Genomic DNA, 16,493 nt, shown 5'->3' on the forward strand with positions numbered 1-16,493 from the left:
CGATTGGCACCGATGCTGCTCGGCATGGGACTGCTGGACGGCGTTGACGACGCCGACATTCTCGCCTGGCAAGACCCCGACGACGGCGACGGCGACGGCATTTCGGGCCGCGCGGCAATCCTGAACCCGGCCGGCGACTCACCACAGGTCGGCCGCTTTGGCTGGAAGGCGGCGCAGGCCTCGCTGCGCGAACAAGTCGCCCAGGCGTTTGCCGAAGACTTGGGCATCGACAATCCGCTGCGACGTGCCGCCAGCTGCGCCCAACAGGCCAAGGGTGATGGCCAACTGCTGCTGCACTGCCAGCGCGCCTCCGGCGCCGACCGCGACGGCGTGGAAATTAGTGAATCCCTGCTCGACGCGGTGGTCTTCTATGTGGCCAATTTGGCCATGCCGGCAGCGGCCGCCGAGCCACACGCCGCTGGTCAGCAACTGTTCCAGCAGCTCGGCTGCGCGGCCTGCCATCGCCCCGCGCTGCCCGCCGGCAAGCGCAGCGCCCGCGCCTACAGCGATTTACTGCTGCACGATATGGGCGCGGCCTTGGCAGACCCGGTCGCCGAAGGCGATGCCCTGGGCAGCGAATGGCGCACCGCGCCGCTGTGGGGGCTTGGCATACGCAGTCGCGAGCCCGACAATACCCGTCTGCTGCACGACGGTCGCGCCCGCAGTATCGCCGAGGCCATTCACTGGCACGGCGGCGAGGGCCAGCGCGCCGCTGAGCGCTTTCAGCAACTCAGCGCCGACCAACAGGCCAGCCTGATTCAGTTTTTAAAGGAGTTGTAGATGTTCATGCCCGCCCTTCATCGCTGGCGCCAACTGGCGGCACTACTGAGCCTCGCGGCCATCACTGCCTGCACGCCACCGCCGCAGCAGCGCCTGCTGAACGACACGGCAAACACCAGCTTACTGCCGGCCCACCGCGACTTTGCGCTGGCCAGCGCCCAACTCTATGAGGCCAGCCAGCGCTTTTGCCAGGCTCCCGATCAAGCCGGCCTCGATGCTAGCCGCGAGCGCTGGCGGCACAGCGCGGTGGCCTGGTCGGCACTGCAATTTAAGGGTTTTGGGCCGCTGACAAGCGACAACCAGAGCTGGAAGATCCAATTCTGGCCAGACAAAAAGAACCTCGTCGCCCGCAAGCTCGAAGCCCTGCTGACTGGCGAGGAGGTCATCGACCGCGAGCTCATCGCCAAGCGCAGTGTCGTGATCCAGGGACTGAGTGCGCTGGAATACCTGTTGTTCGACGCCAAGGCCGGACAGCTCGCAATGTATCAGGGCGAGCCCTCTCGCCGCTGCGCCGCACTGACCGCCATTGCGGCTCACCAGCAGCAACTCAGTGAACAACTCCATCGAGACTGGCTGCCCGAGCACGGCAATTACATTGCGACATTCACCCGCCCCGGCGCCGACAACCCGCATTACCCGGATCACCAACAAGCGATTGCCAGTATCGTCGAGTCGCTGGTCGCCGGCGCGGAATTGATCAAGCGCGACAAACTTGAACGCCCGCTGGGGCTGGCCAGCGACGCCGGACACCAACAGCGCTATTTGCTGGAGTGGTGGCGCAGCGCTTTTTCACGCGAGGCCATCATCGGCAATCTCAACGCCATGCAGCGCCTGTATTTGGCCGACCAGCGCTATGGCCTCGATGATTTTCTTCGCGGCCACCAACACGCGGCGCTCGCCGACCAGATCATTGCCGCATTTGAGCAGGCCATCGCCGCCGCGCAGGCGGTGGAAGGCAGCCTCTTCGAGGCCGCCGGCAACCCCGCGCAACAGGCCGCACTGGACAATCTCTACACGGCGAGCCAGCAATTGGTGACACTGCTCAAAAACCCGCTCCCCGAGGCACTGGGGATTACCCTCAGTTTTAATGGCGCCGATGGAGACTGATATGCAGCGCCGCCGATTGCTGCTCGCCGCCCTCGGCCTGCCGCTGGCAACTGCGCTCGGATCATGTCGCCAGCAGAGCGCGGCAAGGCCGCCTTATACGCCGGTATGCAGCGCCGCCAGCGACCACAGTGGGCAGCCTCTGCTGGGCGTGATGCACGGCAGTCAATGGGCGTTTTCACTGGCCGGCGAGGAGCGCGGTCACGACAGCTGCGTACACCCCCAGCGCGGTGAAGCGCTGTTCTTCGCCCGCCGCCCGGGCAGCCACTTCTATGTTGTGGATATACACAGCGGCGCACTGCGCCATAGAATTCATACCGCCGACGGCTACCACCTCTACGGCCACGGCTGCCTGAGCGCTGACGGCCGCTGGCTATACACCACCGAGAACCATGTTGCCGGCGGCGGCCGCGGCGCCATTGGCGTCTATGACTGTCACCGCGATTACCGCCTGCAAGGCCACCTCGACTGCGGCGGCATCGGCCCCCACGAATTGGCGCTGATGCCGGATGACCGCCACTTGGTCGTTGCCATCGGCGGGCTGAAAACCCTGCCCGCCTCCGGCCGCCAGACGCTCAACCCCGACCAGCTCGCGCCGGGCCTGAGTTATATCGATCTGCACAGCGCCAAGGTGGTCGAGTTTGTGCCCGCCCCTCACCCGCAACTCAGCCTTCGCCACCTGGACGTGAACCGCCAGGGCGACGTCATCGTCGGCGCCCAATTCCAAGGCGCCGTGCCGTCGGGCCTGCCACTGGTCTACCATCACCGCCGTGGCGGCGCGCTACAGGCACTGGATAGCAGCGGCCCGCTGGGCCTTCGCCAGGATTACGTCGCCAGCGTCGCCACCGACGATCAGCAGCAGGTATTGTGCAGCTTCCCAAAGGATAATCTGCTCGCCTTGTGGTCGATTGCCGACAAGCGCTTTGTGCAAAGCTGGCAGCTGCGCGACTGCGCCGGCGCGGTGTTTGATCCCGCCCACCAGCAGTTTATCGTCAGCAGCAGCTCGGGCCAGCTGATGGCGGCTCGCGCCGGCCAGCGCGAATTACAAGCCCTGGCCTATCTGCCCCAGCTGCGCTGGGACAACCACCTGAGCCTGGTCGCACCTGCGCTAGCTGCGACCCTCGCACACTCCTAGGACACCGCCATGAAACGACGCAGCATACTCAAGCAGGGCCTGGGCATCGGTTTAGCCAGCGCTCTGCCGCGCTTCAGCCTGGCCATGGCCAGACCGCCAGAAGACGGCAACAGCCTTGACTACGACTATGTACTGCGCGCGGAGAAAGGCCGTGCGCAACTAGTCGACGGCGGCATCAGTGATATTCTCGGTTTTAATGGCCAGTTCCCCGCCCCGACAATTCGCGTGCGCCAGGGCGAGCGCCTGCGACTGCGCTTTGACAACCACCTCGACGAGGCCAGCACCATTCACTGGCACGGCATTCGCCTGGACAATGCCATGGACGGGGTGCCGGTGCTCAGCCAGGCACCGGTCGCCCCCGGCGAAAGCTTTATTTACGACTTTGTCTGCCCCGACGCTGGCACCTTTTGGTATCACCCCCACATCAACAGTATTCGCCAACTGGGCATGGGCATGGTCGGCGTGCTGATCGTTGAGGAGCGCGAGCCTCAGCCCTATCACGAGGTTATCGTCGGCCTCAAAGACTGGCGACTGCGCGCCGACGGCAGCTATTTGCCGCTGTCGATACCCCGCGAGGCCTTTCGCGACGGCACCCTGGGCACGGTCAACACCGTTAACGGCCAACAGCGCCCAGTGATCGAGGTGCCCGCCGGCGCGCCGCTGCGCTTGCGGCTGCTCAACATGGATAACACCCGGGTTTACCGCCCCAAACTGGGCGGGGCCACACCGCGTATGCTGGCGCTGGACGGCAGCCCACTGACACCCCACCGCCCCTTTGCGCTGACACCACTGGGCGCCGGCATGCGCATGGACTTGGGCCTGATCGCGCCGCCGGCCGGCACTGAAGTTCCGGTCTATGACCAACAAGGCCGCTTTGGTGTCGAGCTGTGCCGGCTGCGCAGCGTGCCCCCTGGCCAGCCAACACCGGCACTCACCGCCCTGCCCAGCCTGCCCGCCAACCCCATTGCCAAGCCCGACCTGGCGCGGGCCGAAACCCTGCGCTTTGTCTTCGAGTGGCAGGGCGCGCTGTCACCGACCGGGCACGACGGCCAGGCCGACCACAGCTTTTGGCTGATCAATCGCCGCGCCTGGGGCGAACACGGCAAGCAGAGCTTGCCGGCGCCGCTGGCTGAGCTGCAACGGGGTCGCAGCTATATCGCCGAGCTGCACAACGCCACCCCCCACCAGCACCCCATTCATCTGCACGGTTTAATCTTTACGGTACTGTCTTCCGACAAGCGCGACATCACTCCCTATGAGAGTGACACCATACTGCTGGAAAAAAACGAGCGGGCGCGCATCGCCTTCGTAGCCGACAACCCCGGCCGCTGGATGTTTCACTGCCACGTCATCGAACACATGAAAACCGGTTTAATGGGTTATATCACCATCGCTTAAATAGCCTCGCCACGGCCTAGGGGCTTTTCACAATGGCCAATGGAGATTCATTCGGATACTATTTGATCGCCTACAGCAAGGAATGCCATCACGCGGATGAAGCTAACCAGCAAAGCGACACTTATCGTCATCAGCACCATGCTGTTCACGATCACCTCTGGACTGCTGGCCCGCGAGTTTTTCATCAATCCGAAACTGCGCAAAATTGAACACGCCGCAGATACCCGCGATATCCGCCGTTTCGAGCAAGCTGTAGAGCGCTATCGCGAAAATCTGCAAAGCCGAGTGAAGCGCATTTATGCTGCCGCCGGCCTACTCGAATCCCTCGACAAACGCGTCGATTGGTCTCCCGTCGTCGAGCAACTGGCCCACATTGGTGGCTACGAAGAGCTCGACTATTTTATTCTCGCCGACGAAAACGGTCGCAATGCCAGCGTGCATGCCGGAGAGTTGATCACCGAGCCGCAGCAACTTCCCTCGGCCGCCGTGGTACAGCAAGTGCTCGCCATCGCCATCGCCAAACTCGATAGCGCCAGCGACATCACTACCTCAGAAGTACTACTCAGCAGCGCCGACGGCCCGCTGATCTTTGCCGCAGGTCGCGGCAGCTGGCACAGCGCTCAGCTGCCCGCGACCTATGTTGCTGTCCGGCGGGTAGACAGCAATATGATCGCCAGCCTGGGCGAGCGCCTCGGCCTGACCGTCGCCGCGATCAGCCATGAAGAAAGCCTTCAGCAACGCCAGCACTACGGCATCGAATTAGGCCAGCGCAGTCGCGACGATACCCTCTACTCCCTGTTAAAAAATCGCCAGGGAGACATTATTTTGCATATGCGCTTCAACACCGCCCCACGCGCCTTTGACGACGACTTCTTCAGCCCGATCATCCTGTCCTCGCTGGCCGTCGCCATACTGGCCTGGGCCTTCGTACTGCTACTGATGCAGCACAGCATCCTGCGCCCTATTGAGCAGTTAAGCAGCACAATGCGACGTATTCGCCAATCCAGCAATTACCGCGAAAGACTGGTCTACCGCAACCGCGATGAATTGGGAAAACTGGTCGACGAGTGCAATGAACTGCTCAACCACGTCGCCGCCCATACCCAGCAACTAGAGGCCTATTCCTACAAAGACGCGCTCACCGGCATCGGCAACCGCAGGCTGTTTCAAGAGCGCCTTGACTACCAGTGGCGGCTCGCTCGCCGCAAGACCATGCCGCTAAGCGCGATTGTTTTTGACTTGGACTATTTCAAGCAGTACAACGATTGCTACGGCCACGACGGCGGCGACAGCGTACTGCGCGAGTTTGCCACACTGCTGGAACAGACCTTTAGCCGCGACACCGATGTCGTCGCCCGCACCGGCGGTGAGGAGTTTATTGTGCTGCTACTGGACGTCGATTTGAACAATGCACGGGCACTGGCCGAAAACGCCCTGAACGCCCTGCGCCAACGCGCCATTCCCCACGCCGCCGCTCCGCAGCGCAACATTGTCTCGGCCAGTGCCGGTGTCGCCTGCGCAGTCCCCCAGAGTGGCGACAACTCCGAAAGCCTCATTCGCCAAGCCGATGCCGCGCTATACCGCGCCAAGCAAATGGGGCGCGACCAGTTAGCCGTTCACGACGCCAGCAACACTGGAAACTAAGTTTTGACCGCCAATGGGCACTAAAAAAAACGGGGGCTGATAGCCCCCGTTTTCACAACCTGTCAGCACTTTCGCGCTGCGGACTAGTTACTTTCAGCGCTCAGCTTCACCACATTGCTGGCGGTATCAGCCGGGCTATCCGCGCCTAACAGAGAACTGACCCGATCACTGTCAGCGGGCTTTGCAGCCTTGTCACCGGCAGGCGTTTTCCGCTCTGCCACCTGCGCTTTAACCTCAGCGGCCTTGCTGACGGTCTTTTTCGCTGCCGCCGTAGACGCCGCTTTTTTGGTCGTCGCGCGCGCCTTTTTGACCGGTGCTTTGTCGGGCGAAGCAATACCGGCTTTTTTCACCGCCGCTTTTTTCACCGTCGCTTTCTTGCGCGTTTTAACCGCAGCCTTGTCCGCCTTCTCTTTACTGGCCTTGTCCTTTTTCACCGCATCCAGCAAATCGCTAAAGGCCTTTTCGACACACTCACGGTAAAACGCCGGGTCTGGCATGCTGTCGCGATCACCGAGAATCGACATGGTCACCACACCGCTGGAGCTAAACACCAAGTGGAACAGGCCCACCCCCGGTGTTAGCAAACCGAGACCGTAGTAGCGCACCATCTGGGCTCCCGCCGAATACAGCGGAAACGGAGGCCCTGCAACATTGGAGACCACCGAGCTGATACCCAGGGGCAGATGCTGGGTCAATTCGTTGTTGACATAGGTATTCACCAAGGGCCGGGTCAGTGCCGGCGGCATAACCCCGGCCAACCGCAACACATCGACCAGCGGCGAGTTCTCGCCAAACACTTTGGCGTCCTGACTGCTGGCATAAACAGCCTTGAGGCGCGCCAGGGGGTCATCCATCTCGGTGTGGACTTCTACAAATACCGAGCCCACCTGATTATTTTCATCGGACACACCGCGGCGGGTCCGCATATTCAGCGGAATCGATACCGCCAGACTGTCCTCGGGCAATTCATTGTGATGCTGCAGATAACTGCGCATACCACCGCCCACCACCGCCAGGACGACATCATTAATTTTCACCCCGGCGTGGTCTTTAATCAGCTTGACGTCGTCCAGCATAAACTCGGCAGCCTCAAACACCCGGTAGGGGCCGACCGGAGTGTTGAAACGCGTGCGCGGCGAGGTAATTGACGGCATGGGAATTTTTTTGCGAGCCACGCCCCAGGCCAATTTGCCGAGATCCTTAATGGTGCTGGCAGCGCCACCCAGTATCTTGACGCTATTTTTAACCTGGTTAACCGCACTGGCCGTGCCCAGGTAGAGCGAACTCGGCGCAACATCGACCATCACCGTCTCCGGCGCCTCAGGCACCGCCTCCGGATCAGGCTCGAGATCGTGAATGACCGACATAATGGATGAACCACCGGCGCCATCTACCAGCGAGTGGTGCATCTTGGTGTAAATGGCAAAGCCCCCCTTAGGCACACCGGGGATGTTGTCCAGGCCCTCGATAATATAGGCCTCCCACAGCGGCCGCGACATATCCAGCGGCCGCGCGTGCAAGCGAGCGATCAAAATACACAGCTGGCGCCAATCCCCGGGCTGAGGTAACGCCAAGTGGCGGATGTGAAACTCGACATCAAAATTGGCGTCTTGCACCCAATAAGGGCGATCCAAATTACCCGGCACCTTGACCATGCGCGAGCGGAAAATAGAGTGTTTCTTAAGGCGACGCTCAAAATTTGCGATCACCCCTTTAAAACGCACAAACCCGCCAGGTGCGGTCGATGGATCATAGATCCCCATGCCACCGACGTGCTGTGGTGTATTAGGGTGTTCCAAGTTAACAAACGCCGTATCGAGTACGCCTAACTGCTTCATCCTTTAAACCTCGTTATCCGCTAATCCCTTCACTGGCCCGACTTCACGACTGTATTACTCAAGGGCCACTTTCCAGCTCTGCATATATTGCGCCAACAGTGTACCGACCTTAACAGCCTGCGCCATACGCCAGACGGGCTAACTACGATACAATTTATTTGCAGCGTTGCACAGCCTCAGCCCTTGTTGCGCTGCCGGGCCGGCGGTGGTGCGCCGACATGGGGCACATTGCGTTGACGCGCCAGTTCAATCTGTTTTTGGCGGTCGCGGAAACGCTGGCGCTGCTCATCGCTCAACTGTGCGTGGCAGGCGGGGCAACTCACCCCCTCCTCGTAATCCGGGCTCTGCTTGTCACGCTCGTCTATCGGACGGCGACAGCCGTGACACAGTTCATAGTGACCGGGCTGCAGCCCCTGCTTAACCGACACGCGGTTATCAAAAACAAAGCACTCTCCCTGCCACAGGCTGGACGCCTCATCGACCTCTTCCAGATACTTGAGGATGCCGCCCTCCAAATGGTAGACCTCGTCGAACCCCTCTTGCTTCATAAAGGCCGAGGCTTTCTCACAGCGAATCCCGCCGGTACAGAACATCGCCACCTTCTTGTGTTTGCTGGGGTCATAGTGCTGGCGCACATAGTCGGGAAACTCACGAAAGCTTTTGGTTTTAGGGTCCACGGCGCCCTTAAAACTGCCAATCTCCACTTCGTAGTCATTTCGCGTATCAATCAGCACAACCTCCGGATCGGAGATCAGCGCATTCCAATCCTTGGGCTTAACATAGCTACCGACCACCTGATTGGGGTCGATATCAGGCACGCCCATGGTGACAATTTCTTTTTTCAATTTTACCTTCATACGGTAAAAGGGCTGCGCCTCGTCATAGGATTCCTTGTGACTGAGGTCCGCCAGCCGCGGGTCGGCGCGCAGCTGTGCCAGCAAACTGTCTATGGCCTCGCGACTGCCCGCCACCGTGCCATTGATACCCTCTTCGGCCAACAGCAAGGTTCCGCGTATACCGAGTGCCAAACACTTATCCAACAAGGGTTCGCGCAAGTCGTGAAAATCCGGCAGGCTGACAAATTTATAGAGAGCCGCCACTACGATATTTGCCATCTCAGTGCCCTGCCTCTTTTTTACTGCCGCCCAGACACTGGGGCGAATCTGGCACCGCCACGGCCTGCTCTCGCCACTCATCCGGGCTGAACAAATGCAGGGCCAAGGCATGAACCGGCCCCGCCAACTCCTCGGCCAAGGCCGCGTACACCGCCTGGTGTCGCGCTACCCGACGCTTTGCCGAGAATGCCGCCGCCACTAACACCACTTTGAAATGGGTTTCCGAGTTAGCGGGAACACTGTGCATATGGCTCTCGTTAACCAGCTCCAAATGTTCCGGGTGAAAACCAGCGACCAACTTGTCGCGAATGGCTTGCTCGATCTGCATGGAAGTACGCTCCTATTTCAATACCCGGCATTATACACCGCGAGCACGGCGAGCGGCCGCCACCGCCGCTTCAGCCCAAGGCAATAGCGCCCCCGGTTCGTCAATCAGTTCTTCCGGCGCCAAGTGGTAACTCAAGCTGACCCACACACCGCGCCGCAAATAGCGAAAGGCCGGCAACCCGCGCTGGCGATAGGCCGCCACACTTTGTTCATCGACCTTGAAATACAGCTGCTGGTCGGCGACTAGAGCAAACATCAGTCCCTCACAAAACAGGCCGTAACCGCCAAACATCCGCCTCGCCGTCAGCCCAGCCAAGGGCCGCAACTGCTCCAACAAATAGCGAATCGATTCATCCATCGCGGGCCGCCGTGAAGGCCGCCAAACGGACCTGTAACTCCGCGGCGTCAGCCGCCAAGCCCCAGCGCATATAGCCGCTGTCACCACAGCAGTACACTCGACAGAGAAGCCCCTGCTGCAGGGCCTGTTCGGCCAGTGTTTGCGCCCGTGCCAGTGGCATTTTAAAGGTGGTGAATAATGGCTGATAAAATACCGCGTCGGCATCGGCACCCAGATGCGTCACCAATAGTCGCGACTGATCAGCGGCATTGCGCCGCAGGCGCTCCCGCGTCGCAGCCTGCCAAGCGCGGTCTGCAAACAGTTCCGGACCGAGACACTGTGCCGCCCGGCTCAATGACCAGGGGCCAATATCGCGCTGCAATTCGGCCAGCCAGTCACTGCCGGCCAATACCGCGCCCAAGCGCAAACCCGGCAGGCCAAAAAATTTACCAACCGAGCGCAGTAGTAGCACCCGAGCATCCTGCAACAAGCGATTTGCCTGATATTCAGGACAGCAATCAACATAGGCCTGGTCCACCACCAGCAGCCCGTCTCGAGGCAGAAGCGACAGGCAATACTCGAGATCTGCCAACGGGATTTGACGGCCGTCGGGGTTATTGGGACTGACTAGCACCAGGTAGCGAATCTGCCAACGGCGAATGTCGGCCGCCAAGGCCTCGCGGCCGTAGTCCGCAAAGTAATGGCAGTGATGGCCGGCCAATTGCCAGCGGTAAGCGTGTTCCTCATAAGCCACCGCCGGCAACAACACCGCGCCACGCTCACAGAGACGAGGCAACAATTGAATCACCGGCTGGCTACCCGCCGTCAACAGTAATTGCCCCTCATCAACGTGATAATATTCCGCCGCCGCACGCTGCAAGCTTGAGCAGTCATAAGGGAGATGACTAAAGCAGTCGTCAGGTAGCGGCGGCACCGGCCAGGGCCAGGGGTTAATACCCGTCGCAAGATTTAACAGGGGTTCAGTCATACCCGCCGGGTACTGACGCTGGCGGGGGTCACCCCCGTGCACGGGTGGGCGCCGGCGAGTCACAGGACAGCCATCACAAACAATAGCAGCAGCCACAGCAGGCTGACGCCGTCGACCAAATGCAGCGCCCTAGCCAAGTCAGCAGAGCGCGGTGACCGCCCCTCGCCCAGTGTCGCCCGCCGCTGGTGCTGGCCGTGATAGCAAGCCTCACCACCGAGCTTCAAGCCCAATGCTGCCGCGCCGCTGGCCATCACCGCACCGGCATTGACGCTCTTCCAACGCCAGCCCTGAGTCATCAAGCAGCGAAGGGCACGCGGCGATGCCCGCAATAGGGCAAAGCTCAAGGCCGTAAGTTGGGCGGGGATAAAATTCAGCAGGTCATCACTGCGCGCAGCGACCCGACCAAAATAATTAAACCGGGTATTGCGATACCCCCACATGGCATCAAGGGTATTGCTTAAGCGATGCGCCAACACCGCCACCGGTCCGGCCACAGCAAACCAGAACAGCGAGGCAAGCAGTGCGTCGCTGCTGTTTTCCAGTGTCGTTTCCACCGCAGCGGTCAACAGCTGTGACTCATCCAGAGACGCCGTATCGCGACTGACGATATAAGACAGGGCGCGCCGCGCGGTATCGAGGTCGCCAGCAGCCAGCGCATCAACAATGGGCAACACGTGCTCGCGCATGCTCTGCCAACCTATCGCCAAATACAGTACCAGCACGTCCAGCAGCCGCGACAACCACATTGACTGTTCAGCCAACATCGCTGACAAACACAGCAGCACCACCAGCGCGGGCAACACCGCCAAACCGTAAGCCAGCGCGCCCAGCAACAGCTGCGCGACAGCACTGCCGCGATTTAACTGCCGCTCCAGCGCGGCGGCCAAGCGGCCAAACGCGACCAGTGGGTGAAGCCGGCGCGGTTCGCCCAGCACGCGGTCAAGCGCAATAGCCAACAACACAACAAAGGCAGTGGAAGTCAGAAGTTCGTTCATTGAATTTGGCTGAATCAGGTAATTAACGCCTAGCGCAGGCGCCTATCCACGCGACTCAGGCTGGACCGTGTAACGACAGAGGAACGGGACTGTAATCAAGCCCCCGATGGGGGTCAAGCGGCGGCGCCCATCAACCCACCAAACGATAGAAATTCACCGCGTTGTACCACAGCACCCGGCGCGCGGAAACGTCGCCCAGGGCGTTGCCGATAATTTCGATATCAATGGGATTAAACGGCCGCGGCGAGCGCGTCGACGGCAGATCGGTGCCGAACATTAGCGCATCGGGATTAATATCATACAGGCGGCGCACCACCTGACTGACCGCAAAATCAACGCGACCAAAACCGGTGGCCTTCACCCGGACCCCCCGCTCCACAAGGCGATACAGTAAGGGCAAGCCCTCTTTACTCAAGCCCAAATGGTCAATGCTCACTGCGGGCAATTCACACAGCGCCGCCTCCAGCTCGCCCAGCGCAGTGCTGTCACAGTATATCTCGGCATGCCAGCCCAGCATTTCATGCACCCGCTTGGCAAAGTAGCAGAGATGCTCAACAGCCTCCGAACCTCCCCGGCGCAAATTAAACCGCACCGCGCGCACCCGCTGCCGGTCCAACTCCTGCAAGGCCTCGTCGGAGGTATTGTGCGGCAACTGTGTCACACCGACGAAATGCGGCCCCAGGTTAGCCAGCGCTGCCTGCAAATAGGATTGGTCAAAACTCTGAAACGATCCAGACACCACGGCCCCGCCGGCAATCCCCAGCTGAGCGGTCTGATGGATATAGTCATCAACGGTAAAAGCGGTCGGCAAAAAGCCGTCATTGCTGACCAGCGGATAGGCGGGATCAATAATGTGCAAATGTGCATCAAAAATCAGATGTTCCATAGCTCGCCAGACTCCTTAGCGGGTCTATACTCCCTGACAGGCCCTTATTTCCCGGTCTCCGGCCCTGCACGCCGGAATACTCGCGCTGACGCAGCGCTGCTCAAAAAGCAACCAGAATCCCCAACATGGCAGAACAACCGCGACATTGCAAACTACCGATTTCCCTCAGTATCGGACTCGAGCTGCGCCGCCAGACGGTGCTTCGCGGCGATCCACTGCGACATATATTGATGACTGCGCAGGCTGTGGTGACGCAACATCGCGCCAATAAAATTGCCCTGTCGCTGCACCTCCAGTGCATCCGACAATTGCGTTAAACGCGCCGCCAAGGCCGCGTTGTGCGGCCCCGTGGCAAAACGCGGCAACAAGGCCTCGCCGGCGGCCACCGCTTGGTGCCAGCGTTGGCGATCGCTGTACAGGGCCACCACTGCCTCAATATAGGCGTCGGCGGTGTCGGCCAACATCCCCGGCCAGACTCCCTGACCGACCATAGCCTCGGCGCCCACGGCGGTCGTCACCGATGGCGTGCCATATTCCATGGCTTCCAGTAATTTACCTTTCTGCCCGGCGCCAAAGCGCAAGGGGGCCAAACACAGCCGTGCGCGGCGCATTACCTCGCCGGCATCTGGCGCCCAGCCTTTAAGCAAAAAACCCAGCTTCTCACTGTGCAGCTGTTGCGCCTTGGGAGGGGGATAGGCGCCGTAAATATGACACTGCACACCCGGCAAGCGACGCCGGATCTCCGGCCACAATTCACTGCGCAGATAGCGCAGTGCATCCCAATTCGGAGCATGGCGAAAATTGCCAATACACAGGCAGTGCTTGCGATCGTCAAAGTCCGCCTGGTTCGGCTGACAACCGTCACTGAGCAAGGGATAGTAGTGCAACAATGCCGCCGACACGCCGTAGTGGTTTTGCAACAGCGCCATTTCCGCTTCTGAAATAATCAAACTGAGGTCACTGCGCCAAATCGCGGCCAGTTCACGCTGCGCTAGCTCACTGTTTAAATCGCCCGGAGCGGGCCTCATAACCTCGTCGCCGCGCTTCAAGGCCTGGTGTCGAGCCTCACGCAAACTGTGCAAGTCCTGGGTATCCAATACGCGCAGGGCCTGCGGACACACATTGGCCACCCGCCAGGAGTACTGTTCCTCGCTTAAAAAGCGATCAAACACCACCATCTGCGGCTGCAGGCTGGCCAACACGGAATCGAAGCTGTCGCAGTTAAGGCGAATTGGCAGCTCCCCAATCCCCAGCTCGGCAAGGGGGTAGCGCTGCGAACTGGGCGCGGCAGCACAAGCGAAACTGATTTGCCAACCCTGACTGCGCAGCAGCTTTAGCAGTGCCAAAGTCCGCCGTCCCGCCGCCGAGGAATTGGGCTCCGGCCAGACGTGGCCAATATAGAGCAGTTGGCGGACGGCGCTCAAAGCGGCCACCCGCAGTTACCAAGTAGTCGCTGCACGAATCCACATCACTGTAAAAAAAACCGAGGGACACACCGCGGCCGCAAAGGGCTGACACGGTCATTCATCGGCTATTTTACATACAAAGCCCGTGAATTGGCCCGCTAAAAACACCGGCGCGATGACCGCCGCCCGCCAGTCCCCGCCACCGTCGACCAGCGCCAGTGTCCAGCGACAGGCTGACCAGGCCCGGATCGGGCACGGCAATCACAAGAACAAACGGCTATTGCGCTCGCTAATTTGCTGGTTCAAGGTCCAGTAATCGTAGATCACACCAAGCAGGAACAGCCCGCCGGTAAGGAGGTAGAGCAGACCGCTCAACCACTTGCCAAGATAAAAACGGTGCAGCCCAAAAATGCCGAGAAACGTCAGCAGCACCCAAGCCACCGAGTAACTGGTGTCCCCCGAGGTATAGCGCCGATCGGCCGACCGTTCCATTGACGGGATCAACACCAGATCGATAAGCCAGCCGATAAAAAACAGCCCCAAGGTAAAAAAATACACCGTGCCACTCACTGGACGCCCTAAATAAAAACGGTGAGCCCCCATAAAACCAAATATCCAAAGTACGTAGGCAATCACCACATTGTGAGTATTATTAAGATTACTCCCCAGCGAGCTCCCAGCCATTTTTTAACTCCCAAATCCATAATCACAGCGCGAAGGACGTTCGCCCTGTATCAACACGGCCATTACTGCACCAAACACAACTCAAAGATAATCGAGAGTGGCTCGCCGCCGACCTCCGCCGCCGGTTCGTCTATCGCAGTCACCACAAAACCCGCAGCGGCAAACAGCTGCAGCCAATCACTTAAGCGGCGAAAATACCACGGTGGCGCGTCGCCAAACTCCGCGCGCAGATCGCCCGGCATCCCCTGCCAACTCCCCTCTAGCCAGGCCCGCTGGTAACCCTGCGCGCCGGCAGTAAAACAGGGATGCAGTGTTTGTACCAACACCCGTCCGCCCGGCGTTAGCAATGCCGCCAGCACGCGCAGCACGCCTTCTAAAGACTCTCCCAACAGAGAAAAATTGCACACCGCCACATCAAAACGCGATGCCCAGGGATGCGTGGCCAACTGTTGATAACTCAGGCAGTGGCAGTTCGCGGCGCCCTTGGCCCGCGCTGTCGCAACCAACTCCGGCACCGCATCCACCCCCTCCGCCGCAACGCCCAAGGCAGCCAATTCCCGCAGCAACCAGCCTTCACCACAACCGACATCTAGCACCCGCTGCGGCGCCAGCCTGGCAATTGCCGCCACAATCGCGCGATTGGTCGCCGTCACTCTACTGACAATCGCGCCGCGCTCTAAGGCCCTCACCCAGGGCTGCGCGTTGCGCTGCCAACTGTCCAAAATTTGCTGTTCCCGCTGCTTAGTCATTGCCCTCTCCCTGGTCACAGGGGCTATTTTGGCAACCGCGGCCGATAAAGAAAAGTCACATGACAGCCAGGCCAGCGCTGCGTAACATGAAGTCTCTCCGTCCCCGCGCACTGCGCGCCGCCAATGATATGCCCGATATTATTTTCAACAGCCAACACTTCGAACTGAGCCGCGGCGAAACCTTACTGCAGTGCTTATTGCGCCATCGCCAAGCTATCCCCCATGGCTGCCAAGCAGGGGTTTGCCAGAGTTGTCGCCTGAAGCTAGTAACGGCCGATGGCACGATCGACATCGCCGCCGCTCAGTCAGGCCTGAGTCCCAGTCAGCGCGCCGAAAATTTGTTCCTGAGCTGCCAACTGCAGCCCCGGCAATCTCTGGAGGTTGCCCTTGCGCACGACGGCCGCGACTGGCAGCCAGCCACCATCACGGAATGCCGACAGATAAGCAATAGCGTGTGGCAACTCAGTCTTGCCACCGCGCTGCGCTGGCAGCCCGGCCAGTACATCAACCTCACCCTAAACGGCGTCGACAGCCGCTGTTACTCGGCCACCAACCTCGCCGGCAGCGGACACTTGCAGCTGCATATTCGCCGCTTTCCCGACGGCCAAGTCAGCGACGCCCTGTGTCAACGCCAGCCCGGCAGTGCGGTACACATTATGGGCCCGGTGGGCGAATTTTTACTGCGCGATGATCGCCCGGCAAAACGCCTGCTGCTGCTGGGCAGCGGCACCGGTCTCGCCCCGCTGTTAGCGATCGCCCAACACGCTCTGCTGCGCCTGCCCGACACCCCGATCACCTTGATTCACTGCGCGCGCACCCCCGCTGAGCTGTATGACTGCGACGCTCTGCAGGCCCTGCAAGCCAACAGCGCGATCACCGTGCAGCGCGCACAGTGGGGGGAAGCCGCTGGCGACGGCAATCTGCCCACGCTGGATACGCAGCTCGACGAACTCGGCCCACTGGGCAGTGATCAGTGTTACCTCAGCGGCAGCAGCGCTTTTGTGCAGCGCTATCAGCGGGGGCTGTTTATGCGCGGCGCCTCCCGCGCGCAGATCTTTAGCGAGGCCTTTTTAGACTTCAGCCAACAGGTCTGACTAAAAACCCACG

The 16,493-nt window shown here is 60.4% G+C and carries 16 protein-coding genes; 6 read left to right on the forward strand and 10 right to left on the reverse strand.

What is annotated here, in order from left to right; genetic code table 11:
• The 5 genes from ABYM29_RS10715 to ABYM29_RS10735 all read left to right on the forward strand — a co-directional run.
• A partial coding sequence (locus ABYM29_RS10715; protein WP_372864734.1) for a di-heme oxidoredictase family protein occupies nt 1–780 on the forward strand: 780 nt, incomplete at its 5' end.
• A complete protein-coding gene (locus tag ABYM29_RS10720; protein WP_372864735.1) occupies nt 781–1,887 on the forward strand; it encodes an imelysin family protein in 1,107 nt (368 codons plus the stop codon).
• A 1-nt stretch (nt 1,888) separates the two neighbouring features.
• Nucleotides 1,889–3,019, forward strand: a complete 1,131-nt coding sequence (locus tag ABYM29_RS10725; protein WP_372864736.1) for a DUF1513 domain-containing protein — start codon at nt 1,889–1,891, stop codon at nt 3,017–3,019.
• Nucleotides 3,020–3,028: 9 nt separating this feature from the next.
• The gene (locus ABYM29_RS10730) at nt 3,029–4,417 is read left to right on the forward strand and encodes a multicopper oxidase family protein (protein ID WP_372864737.1); all 1,389 of its coding nucleotides are present in this window, start codon (nt 3,029–3,031) and stop codon (nt 4,415–4,417) included.
• A 96-nt stretch (nt 4,418–4,513) separates the two neighbouring features.
• Nucleotides 4,514–6,061, forward strand: coding sequence for a diguanylate cyclase (locus ABYM29_RS10735; protein ID WP_372864738.1), 1,548 nt, complete (start codon nt 4,514–4,516; stop codon nt 6,059–6,061).
• Nucleotides 6,062–6,144: 83 nt separating this feature from the next.
• Here ABYM29_RS10735 and ABYM29_RS10740 read toward each other — a convergent pair whose 3' ends face one another.
• From ABYM29_RS10740 to ABYM29_RS10785, 10 genes are all read right to left on the reverse strand, one after another.
• Nucleotides 6,145–7,899 carry a wax ester/triacylglycerol synthase family O-acyltransferase gene (locus ABYM29_RS10740; protein ID WP_372864739.1) on the reverse strand — a complete coding sequence of 585 codons (1,755 nt, stop codon included), beginning with the start codon at nt 7,897–7,899 and terminating at the stop codon, nt 6,145–6,147.
• Between the two features lie 176 nt (nt 7,900–8,075).
• Nucleotides 8,076–9,014, reverse strand: coding sequence for a rhodanese-related sulfurtransferase (locus ABYM29_RS10745; protein ID WP_372864741.1), 939 nt, complete (start codon nt 9,012–9,014; stop codon nt 8,076–8,078).
• 1 nt (nt 9,015) lies between these two features.
• Nucleotides 9,016–9,342 carry a BolA family protein gene (locus ABYM29_RS10750; RefSeq protein WP_372864742.1) on the reverse strand — a complete coding sequence of 109 codons (327 nt, stop codon included), beginning with the start codon at nt 9,340–9,342 and terminating at the stop codon, nt 9,016–9,018.
• A 30-nt stretch (nt 9,343–9,372) separates the two neighbouring features.
• Nucleotides 9,373–9,699, reverse strand: a complete 327-nt coding sequence (locus ABYM29_RS10755; RefSeq protein WP_372864744.1) for a TfoX/Sxy family protein — start codon at nt 9,697–9,699, stop codon at nt 9,373–9,375.
• Nucleotides 9,692–10,666: an aminotransferase class I/II-fold pyridoxal phosphate-dependent enzyme gene (locus ABYM29_RS10760; RefSeq protein ID WP_372864745.1), complete on the reverse strand. Its 975-nt coding sequence runs from the start codon at nt 10,664–10,666 to the stop codon at nt 9,692–9,694. Before ABYM29_RS10760 ends, ABYM29_RS10755 begins: the two co-directional genes overlap by 8 nt.
• A gap of 59 nt (nt 10,667–10,725) precedes the next feature.
• The gene (cbiB, locus tag ABYM29_RS10765; RefSeq protein ID WP_372864747.1) at nt 10,726–11,661 is read right to left on the reverse strand and encodes an adenosylcobinamide-phosphate synthase CbiB; all 936 of its coding nucleotides are present in this window, start codon (nt 11,659–11,661) and stop codon (nt 10,726–10,728) included.
• Between the two features lie 130 nt (nt 11,662–11,791).
• A complete protein-coding gene (locus tag ABYM29_RS10770) occupies nt 11,792–12,547 on the reverse strand; it encodes an amidohydrolase family protein (RefSeq protein WP_372864748.1) in 756 nt (251 codons plus the stop codon).
• Nucleotides 12,548–12,699: 152 nt separating this feature from the next.
• Nucleotides 12,700–13,971 (reverse strand): glycosyltransferase, encoded by a 1,272-nt coding sequence (locus tag ABYM29_RS10775; protein WP_372864749.1) that lies wholly within the window; start codon nt 13,969–13,971, stop codon nt 12,700–12,702.
• A 243-nt stretch (nt 13,972–14,214) separates the two neighbouring features.
• Nucleotides 14,215–14,637: a TM2 domain-containing protein gene (locus tag ABYM29_RS10780; protein WP_372864751.1), complete on the reverse strand. Its 423-nt coding sequence runs from the start codon at nt 14,635–14,637 to the stop codon at nt 14,215–14,217.
• Between the two features lie 62 nt (nt 14,638–14,699).
• A complete protein-coding gene (locus ABYM29_RS10785; protein ID WP_372864753.1) occupies nt 14,700–15,386 on the reverse strand; it encodes a class I SAM-dependent methyltransferase in 687 nt (228 codons plus the stop codon).
• Nucleotides 15,387–15,472: 86 nt separating this feature from the next.
• On the opposite strand from ABYM29_RS10785, the gene ABYM29_RS10790 reads away from it, so the two are divergent.
• Entirely contained in the window at nt 15,473–16,480 is a 1,008-nt protein-coding gene (locus ABYM29_RS10790; RefSeq protein ID WP_372864755.1) for an FAD-binding oxidoreductase, read from the forward strand.
• Nucleotides 16,481–16,493 lie beyond the last annotated feature (13 nt).

Source organism: Spongiibacter sp. (assembly GCF_041602295.1).
Taxonomy (GTDB): Bacteria; Pseudomonadota; Gammaproteobacteria; order Pseudomonadales; family Spongiibacteraceae; genus Spongiibacter.

Excerpts from the sequence above, each read along its gene's own strand:
- cbiB (WP_372864747.1), bottom strand. The coding sequence starts at position 11,661 with ATGAACGAACTTCTGACTTCCACTGCCTTTGTTGTGTTGTTGGCTATT.
- ABYM29_RS10785 (WP_372864753.1), bottom strand. The coding sequence starts at position 15,386 with ATGACTAAGCAGCGGGAACAGCAAATTTTGGACAGTTGGCAGCGCAAC.
- ABYM29_RS10735 (WP_372864738.1), top strand. The coding sequence starts at position 4,514 with ATGAAGCTAACCAGCAAAGCGACACTTATCGTCATCAGCACCATGCTG.
- ABYM29_RS10725 (WP_372864736.1), top strand. The coding sequence starts at position 1,889 with ATGCAGCGCCGCCGATTGCTGCTCGCCGCCCTCGGCCTGCCGCTGGCA.
- ABYM29_RS10745 (WP_372864741.1), bottom strand. The coding sequence starts at position 9,014 with ATGGCAAATATCGTAGTGGCGGCTCTCTATAAATTTGTCAGCCTGCCG.
- ABYM29_RS10770 (WP_372864748.1), bottom strand. The coding sequence starts at position 12,547 with ATGGAACATCTGATTTTTGATGCACATTTGCACATTATTGATCCCGCC.
- ABYM29_RS10730 (WP_372864737.1), top strand. The coding sequence starts at position 3,029 with ATGAAACGACGCAGCATACTCAAGCAGGGCCTGGGCATCGGTTTAGCC.
- ABYM29_RS10780 (WP_372864751.1), bottom strand. The coding sequence starts at position 14,637 with ATGGCTGGGAGCTCGCTGGGGAGTAATCTTAATAATACTCACAATGTG.
- ABYM29_RS10750 (WP_372864742.1), bottom strand. The coding sequence starts at position 9,342 with ATGCAGATCGAGCAAGCCATTCGCGACAAGTTGGTCGCTGGTTTTCAC.
- ABYM29_RS10755 (WP_372864744.1), bottom strand. The coding sequence starts at position 9,699 with ATGGATGAATCGATTCGCTATTTGTTGGAGCAGTTGCGGCCCTTGGCT.
- ABYM29_RS10720 (WP_372864735.1), top strand. The coding sequence starts at position 781 with ATGTTCATGCCCGCCCTTCATCGCTGGCGCCAACTGGCGGCACTACTG.
- ABYM29_RS10760 (WP_372864745.1), bottom strand. The coding sequence starts at position 10,666 with ATGACTGAACCCCTGTTAAATCTTGCGACGGGTATTAACCCCTGGCCC.
- ABYM29_RS10790 (WP_372864755.1), top strand. The coding sequence starts at position 15,473 with ATGAAGTCTCTCCGTCCCCGCGCACTGCGCGCCGCCAATGATATGCCC.
- ABYM29_RS10740 (WP_372864739.1), bottom strand. The coding sequence starts at position 7,899 with ATGAAGCAGTTAGGCGTACTCGATACGGCGTTTGTTAACTTGGAACAC.